General features: G+C 61.4%; 4 protein-coding genes and 1 tRNA gene. 3 read left to right on the top strand and 2 right to left on the bottom strand.

What is annotated here, in order from left to right; all coding sequences use genetic code 11:
• Window positions 1-659 precede the first annotated feature (659 nt).
• A tRNA-Ala gene (locus PG887_RS21395) sits at window positions 660-735 on the bottom strand.
• Between the two features lie 367 nt (window positions 736-1102).
• Entirely contained in the window at window positions 1103-2518 is a 1416-nt protein-coding gene (gene gltX, locus PG887_RS21390; protein ID WP_104455355.1) for a glutamate--tRNA ligase, read from the bottom strand.
• A gap of 262 nt (window positions 2519-2780) precedes the next feature.
• Between gltX and PG887_RS21385 the strand changes: the two genes are divergently transcribed.
• From PG887_RS21385 to PG887_RS21375, 3 genes are all read left to right on the top strand, one after another.
• On the top strand, window positions 2781-4883 hold the full coding sequence (locus PG887_RS21385) for a methyl-accepting chemotaxis protein (RefSeq protein WP_104452346.1): 2103 nt from the start codon (window positions 2781-2783) through the stop codon (window positions 4881-4883).
• Between the two features lie 99 nt (window positions 4884-4982).
• Entirely contained in the window at window positions 4983-5642 is a 660-nt protein-coding gene (locus PG887_RS21380) for a LysM-like peptidoglycan-binding domain-containing protein (protein WP_270822864.1), read from the top strand.
• 295 nt (window positions 5643-5937) lie between these two features.
• Window positions 5938-6147, top strand: coding sequence for a cold-shock protein (locus tag PG887_RS21375; protein ID WP_005297820.1), 210 nt, complete (start codon window positions 5938-5940; stop codon window positions 6145-6147).
• Window positions 6148-6775 lie beyond the last annotated feature (628 nt).

Below are 6775 nucleotides of genomic sequence, written 5' to 3'. Positions count from 1 at the left end.
ACCCAGGGCGGTGAAGATATCAAAGACCCGTTTTCCGGTAAATCGCAATGCGGCTCCGCTTAAGTGAACAGCATTGGCGATGATCGCGGGCTTTTTTTTGTGCCAAGGCCATTTGAAAAACAAATGCAAAGGGCCACATCATGGGATTAATAAATGCCCTGTTGCCCCGTCTCACCCCTTTCCCGGGGGGCTGGCACCCTGCCGACGGGGAAACCCGGTGCTGACTCCAGGGGCCGGATAGCGTATCCCGCAGGTTGCCGAATGAACCAACCGCCACACGGCAGAGGATGGCATCGCGCAGCCCGCGCCTTGGCCATGGCTGCATCGGCGCCAATCTCCACCCTCACCCCCGTCAGCGGCGGCCAGGGCCGCTGATACCCTCGCGGACAAGGTGAAGCGCCATCGCAGGCTGCCGAACGAGCCAACCGCCACGCGGCAGAGGATGGCATCGTGCAGCCCGCGCCATGGCCATGGCGGCATCGGCGCCAATCCCCACCCTCACCCCCGTCAGCGGCGGCCAGGGCCGCTGATGCCCTCGCGGACAGGGTGAAACGCCATTTGCCAGACAAATGCAAAGGGCGAGATCATGGGAAATCCAAATGACAGGCAAACAAAAAGGCCACCGCAATGCGGTGGCCTTGGTGCTTTCTTGCGAAAGATGGTGGAGCTACGCGGGATCGAACCGCGGACCTCTTGCATGCCATGCAAGCGCTCTCCCAGCTGAGCTATAACCCCAACTCACTTCGGCGCTACCAAAGTTATCTCTGGCAACGGAGGCGCATGATAGGCATCACCCGCTTTGCTGTCAACCCAAAATTCTCGCCCACTGGAGCGTTTAGTCAAAATTCAGGCAGTTAGCTGTTTTTACCGCCAACCTCGTCGCTATGTCGCTGTTTTACGTCGCAAATCCGCTTGAGGCCAAAATACGAAGGGCCCCCGTCAGGGAGCCCTTTTCATGCCATGGCCAATGTTTATTCAGCGGCCATGCGCGCTTCGATATACGCCAGGGCGCGGTCGATACGAGCGAGGACCCGCTCCTTGCCCACCAGCGCCATCACGGCGTCGGCGATGCCAGGGGACTGGCCCGTACCGGCGTTCTGAATTACTCGGCGGCCATGCGCGCTTCGATGTACGCCAGGGCGCGATCGATGCGGGCGAGGACCCGCTCCTTGCCCACCAGCGCCATCACGGCATCGATGGCAGGAGACTGGCCCAGACCGGTGACGGCCACACGCAGCGGCATGCCGACTTTGCCCATGCCCTGACCCAGCTCGGCGGCGGTCGCTTCAATCAGCTCGTGCAGCGCCTCGGTGGTCCAGGTCTCCAGGGCCGCCAGCTTGGTCTTGGCCAGAGCCAGCGGCTCGGCAGCCACACCGCGCAGATGCTTCTTGGCTGCCGCTTCGTCGATGGCCTCGTACTCTTCGAACAGGTAGCGGCTCTGGGCCGCCACCTCCACCAGGGTGTTGCAGCGCTCGGCCAGCAGGGTGACCACGTCGGCCAGCACCGGGCCATTGCTGGTGTCGATCTGCTGGTGTTCCATGTGCCAGGCCAGATGCTTGGCAACATAAGCCGGATCCAGGCTGCGCATGTAATGGTTGTTCAGCCACAAGAGCTTGTCGGTGTTGAAGGCGGAGGCGGACTTGGAGATGGCATCCAGGCTGAACAGCTTGATCATCTCGTCGAGGGTGAAGATCTCCTGATCCCCGTGGGACCAGCCCAGACGCACCAGGTAGTTCAGCAGCGCTTCCGGCAGGTAACCGTCGTCGCGGTACTGCATCACGGAGACGGCGCCGTGGCGCTTGGAGAGCTTGGCGCCGTCGTCACCCAGGATCATGGAGACGTGGGCAAACTCCGGTACCGGCGCGTTCAGTGCCTTGTAGATGTTGATCTGGCGCGGGGTGTTGTTGATGTGGTCTTCCCCACGCACCACATGGGTGATCTCCATGTCCCAGTCATCGACTACAACACAGAAGTTGTAGGTCGGCGCGCCATCGGTACGGCGAATGATCAGATCGTCCAGCTCGGTGTTGGCGAACTCGATGCGGCCACGGACGTGGTCATCGAACACCACGGAGCCTTCGGTCGGGTTGCGGAAGCGGATCACGTGGGGCGCATCGGCCGGGTGATCGTGGTCGCCATCCCGGCACTTGCCGTCATAGCGGGGCTTCTCGCCGTTGGCCATCTGGCCTTCGCGCAGCGCTTCCAGCCGCTCCTTGGAGCAGTAGCACTTGTAGGCGCGGCCGTCGGCCAGCATCTCGTCGATCAGTGCGTTGTAGCGATCGAAGCGCTTGGTCTGGTAGTAGGGGCCCTCATCCCAGTTCAGCTCCAGCCATTCCATGCCCTCAATGATGGCGTCGATGGCCTCCTGAGTGGAACGTTCCAGATCGGTATCCTCGATACGCAGCACAAACTCACCGCCCTGGTTCTTTGCAAACAACCAGGAATAGAGTGCGGTACGGGCACCGCCGACATGCAAAAAGCCGGTCGGGCTGGGAGCAAAACGGGTTTTGACTTTCATCTTTAAGCCTTGTGTAGAGGGCCTTGGGCCAATTCGTTAAAAAACCGTCGCATTTTAGCACCGACAATGACGGATGGGAAAACCATGGCGAGGCAGAGGGGAAAATAGGGTCTATTCACGCAAAAACCGCTGTTTTAGAGTGATGTCTCAGAATTTTCCCTTTTTTCCCGCTTAGCTAGGCGAGGTCGCTGGAGAGATCTCCCGCACAGCCGATACTTCAGTCACCCCGTCAACGAACCCTCAACGATACAAGGAACGCGCGATGCAGTTTCGTTCTATCCAGAATCGTATCCTGGTACTGGCCGGTGTCGCCATGACCACGGCCCTGGTCATCCTGATCCTGCTCAACCAGTATTCAGGCCGGCAGACCCAGCAGCTCACCATCGACTCCAGCCGCGCCGCCCTGCAACAGGAGGCGTGGCAGAAGGTGAGCGCCAACGCCCGTGCCGAGGCCGCCACCATCACCCAGCTGCTGCAAAAGGGGCTCTCCTACACCCAGCAGATGGCCAGCGTCTTCGCCCGCCAGCAGGAGGGCAAGCTGCCGCTGGATCGCCAGCAAGCCACCGATCTGCTCAAGGCCCAGCTTGCCCTGGAGCCCCAGCTCTATGGCGCCTTCGCGGGCTTCGAGCCCAACGGCTTCGACGGCCAGGACGAAAGCTTCGCCGGCCAGAGCGCGCTCGGCAGTGACGACAAGGGGCGCTTCGTTCCCTATTTCTATCGCGACAAGGAGAGCATAGGCACCGACCTGCTGCTCTCCATCGAGAAGAGCGATCCGGACGAGTTCGGCAACCCGGCCAACGACTACTACGCCTGCCCGAAACGGGAGGGGCGCCCCTGCCTCATCGACCCCTTCAAGGTGGACATCAACGGCCAGCAGGTGCTGGTGAGCACCATCACCACCCCCATCCTTGTGGATGGCCGGTTCAAGGGCATCGCCGCGCTGGATTTGGCGGTGGATTCCATCAGCCGCCAGGCCCAGTCCCTCAACAGCAACATCTATGACGGCAAGGGGGAGACCCTGATCGTCAGCGCCGCCGGCGTCATCACCGGTACCAGCGGCGACGCCAGCCTGCTCGGCAGCCGCGCCGACAAGGTGCTCGGCAACGGCTGGCAGCAGTACCTCAAACCGGACGTGCAGCGCCAGGAGCTCACCGACGCGTTTCGCATCTCGGTGCCCATCGCGGTGCCCGGCATGGCCCGCAACTGGGCCATCATCGTCACCCTGCCCTACAAGGTGGTGCTGGCAGGAGCGGACGAGCTGGCACGCCAGCTCACCGACATGAACCGCGCCGCCATGACCCAGCAGCTCATCGGTGCCCTGCTGGTGCTGGTGCTGGCCCTTGGCACCATGCTGGTCATTGCCCGCAGCATCACGGGCCCCATCCGCCAGATGGTGAGCCTGGTGGATGACATCGCCGACGGCGAGGGGGATCTCACCAAGCGTCTGGAGAGCCGCTCCCGGGACGAGCTGGGGGCCCTGGCCCGGGGCATCAATCGCTTCATCGACAAGCTGCAGGCCCTGCTCGGGGATGTGCAGAAGACCGCCAGCGAGGTCCATCGCCACGCTGGGGATACCGATCGCATCGCCGGCCAGACCGACAGCAACCTGCAGCATCATCAGGCCGAGATGGAGCAGATGCTGACCGCGGTACAGGAGATGTCCTACGTCAGCCAGGAGGTGGCCACCCACGCCAACAACACCGCCGACTCCGCCAAGCAGGCCCAGAGCGCGGCGGACGAGGGCAAGGTACGCTTCCAGCGGGTGATCCACTCCATGCACAAGGTGGCCGCCGAGGCGGGCAAGGGAGCCGAAGTGGTGGAAGGGCTGGCTCACGACAGCGAGCAGATCACCAGCATCCTCACCGTCATCCAGGGGATCGCCGATCAGACCAACCTGCTGGCGCTCAACGCCGCCATCGAGGCGGCCCGGGCCGGCGAGCAGGGGCGCGGTTTTGCGGTGGTGGCCGACGAGGTGCGCAAGCTGGCGGGCAACACCCAGCAGGCGGTGCAGAATACCCAGGAGCTGATCGACAAGATCCGCCACAGCTCCACCAACGCGGTCAACGCCATCCAGCAGAGCCAGCAGCTGACCCATCAGGCGGTGGGGGAAGCGGATCAGGCGGAGGCAGCCCTCGGCAGCATCTTCCAGGCCATCGCCACCATCAACGACATGACCTACCAGATCGCCTCCGCCGCCGAGGAGCAGAGCTCGGTTTCCGAGACTGTCTCCGGCAATCTGTCAAAAACCAGCGCACTGGCCAACGACATCGCCAGGGACGCCACCAGCACGGCCAACGCCAGTCAGGCCTTGCGTCAGGCGGCGGAACGTTTGCAGCAATTGTTGGGTCAGTTTCGTCTCAGCTGATAATTTTCATGCTCCGGACTCTCCCCCTCGGGGGCGAGTCCGTTTACCATAGGCGGCATATTTGCCTGATGGCAGGCAATGTAGTGAGAGGTAAATGCCGTGCCCACCCCGGACCGTCGCCCACGTGGCCATAACAGACGAGCCCAGCAGCGTCGCCAAGACGAATCACAAGGAACCCTGCTCCAACGTATCAACGCGGCTACCCTGCCCCTGCGCCAGCGTCTCGGCCAGGGTATGAGTGGCCTGGGTCAGCGCAACAAGGAGCCGAAGGCGGCCTCGTTCAAGCTGGCAAGCCCCCTGCCCCGCAAACACACCATAGGGTTGCTGGTGCTGATCCCGCTCTGGCTGCTGGTGCTGGCCTGGGAGCCCGCCCCCGCCGCCCCGACCACGGCGCCGTCAGGCTCTCTGGCGGTCCCCCTGGCCGTGCCGGCCCAGGCCCTGACCGTCGGCAACGCCGGTGAGCCCCAGGCCGCCAATCCCGTCGAGGAAAAAGTGGATGGCACCTGGTTGCAGCACGACGTGCAGGCCGGTGAAACCCTCTACTCCATCTTCCGCAAGTTCGAGCTGCCGGGGGCCGAGCTCAGCCGGCTCATCGCCATCGAAGGGCCGGACAGGCCGCTGACCCGGCTGCAGTCGGGCAAGTCGGTGTTCATCCTGGTGGACACCAGCCGCCGCATCCAGCGGGTCGAGGTCCGCTCTCTCGGTCAGGTCAGCTACCGCTACGACCGCCAGGGGGAAGGGTTCGCTCTCAAGGAATAAGGGGGCTCGACCACCCCCCCTTATGCAGACGGGAGGCCATGGCCTCCCGTTTTTTTTGATGTGAAGCATGAAACAAGCTGCTGACTTCACAATACTTTTAGCTCGCTCAAAAAATGAAAAGTGCCAAATTGACAAGGGATCGGGCTCCAGTACAATCGGTCAGGCTTTAGACAGGGATTGTGCTACATGCTACTGGGACAAAGAGACGTGGTCAGTCATGCTTCAACCCCTGACTTCCAGGCAAATGCTGCCCAACCAGGCTTAGTTTCATTTTGTTATAGATAGGACTTACCACATGTCTGACATTCGCACCGGCCAAGTAAAATGGTTCAACGAAACCAAGGGTTTTGGCTTCATCGAGCAATCCCAGGGACCGGACGTTTTCGTTCACTTCTCCTCCATCCAGAGCGCAGGTTTCAAGACCCTGGCTGAAGGTCAAAAAGTCCAGTTCACTGTGACCCAGGGCAAAAAAGGCCCTCAGGCCGAGAACGTCACCGTTATCTGAGCCAGCGCCAGTGAACCCGTAGGAGGAGCCATCGCCCCTCCTATTTTTTTGCCCGCGATTTCCCCTCCTCGATCGGCAGAGCTCTTGCCGGACTTGCCATCCCCACCTGCAAGCCGCTTATGGCCGCCACAGCCGCTATAAATCAAAATGATGAGTTTTGGTTAAATGCCCCGGTTTTAACTTATACCGAGCCACTGTCTGTCATTCAGGACCTGCCAAGCCTGTTAGCCGACCGCAAAGGGTTGTGCCCGATCTCCGGGAGGCTATTAGCAAGCAATACATTTTGGTCTTATGACTTGGGATGTGCGGGGAAGAGAGAAATCAGGCAAACGCCGGATACGACAAATCATCGCGGCGCGATGTGATGGGCAATTCAAAGGGATTATGAGAACGTCGAAGAGAGATTGGAGCGGGAAACGAGACTCGAACTCGCGACCCCAGCCTTGGCAAGCGCGGATCATGCTCTACCAACAGGACGCGGCAGTGATGGTACTGAGAAACTGGATTCGTGTACTTGGGGGAGAGATTGAATTCGAAGGGTTCGAAGAGAGATTGGAGCGGGAAACGAGACTCGAACTCGCGACCCCGACCTTGGCAAGGTCGTGCTCTACCAACTGAGCTATTCCCG

Origin of the sequence: Aeromonas sp. QDB14, from assembly GCF_027707845.1 — a bacterium.
GTDB lineage: Bacteria > Pseudomonadota > Gammaproteobacteria > Enterobacterales > Aeromonadaceae > Aeromonas > Aeromonas caviae.
Note: the sequence above shows the minus strand (reverse complement) of the source record. Positions and strands in the feature narration are given on the sequence as shown.